2 protein-coding genes are annotated in these 1,512 nt (G+C 68.3%); both read right to left on the bottom strand.

Going from position 1 to position 1,512, the window contains the following annotated elements:
- A partial coding sequence (kduD, locus tag OC184_RS20105; protein WP_265508944.1) for a 2-dehydro-3-deoxy-D-gluconate 5-dehydrogenase KduD occupies positions 1-724 on the bottom strand: 724 nt, incomplete at its 3' end.
- Positions 721-1,512 (bottom strand): 5-dehydro-4-deoxy-D-glucuronate isomerase (kduI, locus tag OC184_RS20100; RefSeq protein ID WP_322630236.1); only part of this gene is annotated, 792 nt, incomplete at its 5' end. The genes kduD and kduI, both read right to left, overlap by 4 nt.

Raw genomic sequence — 1,512 nt, 5'->3', positions numbered from 1 at the left:
ATCTTGCAAGCCAGCCTCCATCGACGTTGATGATTGCGCCGTTGACATAGTCGGATGCGGGGGCGGCGAGGAAGACGGCGGTCTGGGCGATGTCCTCGGGGCGGCCCCACCGGCCGGCGGGGATGCGGTCGAGGATCGCCTTCGACCGGTCGGGGTCGGCGCGCAGGGCCTCGGTGTTGTTCGTCTCGATATAGCCCGGCGCGATGGCGTTGACGTTCAGGCCGCTTGCGGCCCATTCGTTCGCCATCAGCTTCGTCAGCCCGGCCACGCCATGCTTGCTGGCGGTATAGGAGGGCACGCGGATGCCGCCCTGGAAGGACAGCAGCGACGCGATGTTGACGATCTTGCCCATGCCGCGCGGCAGGGCGGCGCGGGCGAAGGCCTGGCAGGTGAAGAACAGCGCCTTGAGGTTCGTGTCCATCACCGCGTCCCAGTCGGCTTCGGAGAAATCCACCGCATCGTCGCGGCGGATGATGCCGGCGTTGTTCACCAGGATGTCGATCCGTTCCGAGGCGAAGACGTCGCGCGCGGCCATCGGGTCGGCGAAGTCGAGGCGCATGCTGCGCCCGGACCCCATCAGCGCCAGCGTCTCGTCGCAGTCGCGGCGGCCGCTGGCGATCACCTCGGCCCCGGCCTGGGCCATGGCCACCGCGATGGCCTGGCCGATGCCGGTATTGGCGCCGGTGACCAGCGCGGTGCGGCCGTTGAGCGAGAAGGGGCTCAACGCATGTCCTCCGGCTGGATGAAGTCCATGTCGGTGTAGTCGACATTGTCGCCGGCCATCGCCCAGATGAAGGTATAGCTGCCGATCCCGGCACCCGAATGGATCGACCAGGTGGGCGACAGCACGGCCTCTTCGTTGGCGACGAAGATGTGGCGGGTTTCCTGCGGCTCTCCCATCAGGTGCAGGACGCGCGACTGCGGCTCCATCCCGTGATAGAGATAGGCCTCCATCCGCCGGTCGTGGACGTGGCTGGGGATGGTGTTCCAGACCGACCCGTCCTCCAGCGTGGTATAGCCCAGCACCAGCTGGCAGCTCTCCATCACCAGCGGGTGGATGAACTGCTTGATGGTGCGCTTGTTCGAGGTCTCGACCGCGCCCATCCTGACCTCTTTGGCGTCGGCCACCGTGACCAGGCGGCAGGGCAGCTGACGGTGCGCGGGGGCCGAGGTGATGTAGAACCGCCCCTGCCCCGAGAAGGTCACCGCCCCCGATCCCGCGCCCAGGTAGAGCACGTCGCCCGGCGCCATGTCCCAGCCCTGGCCCGCGGCCTCGACCCGGCCCGGCCCGCCGATGTTGACGATGCCCATTTCGCGCCGGTCGAGGAAGCTGGGGGTCTTCGTCTCGTCGACGGCGTCCAGCGTCAGTGCGGCCCCGTCAGGCACCGCGCCGCCCACGACGAAGCGGTCGTAATGCGTATAGACCAGCCGGATCTGCCCTTCCGCGAACAGCCCCTGCGCCAGGAAGTGCCGGCGCAGCGTCTCGGTGTCCATGCCCTTGGCGTGCTCCGG

The sequence above is a fragment of the Paracoccus rhizosphaerae genome (genome assembly GCF_026162645.1).
GTDB classification, from domain to species: domain Bacteria; phylum Pseudomonadota; class Alphaproteobacteria; order Rhodobacterales; family Rhodobacteraceae; genus Paracoccus; species Paracoccus rhizosphaerae.
Note: the sequence above shows the minus strand (reverse complement) of the source record. Positions and strands in the feature narration are given on the sequence as shown.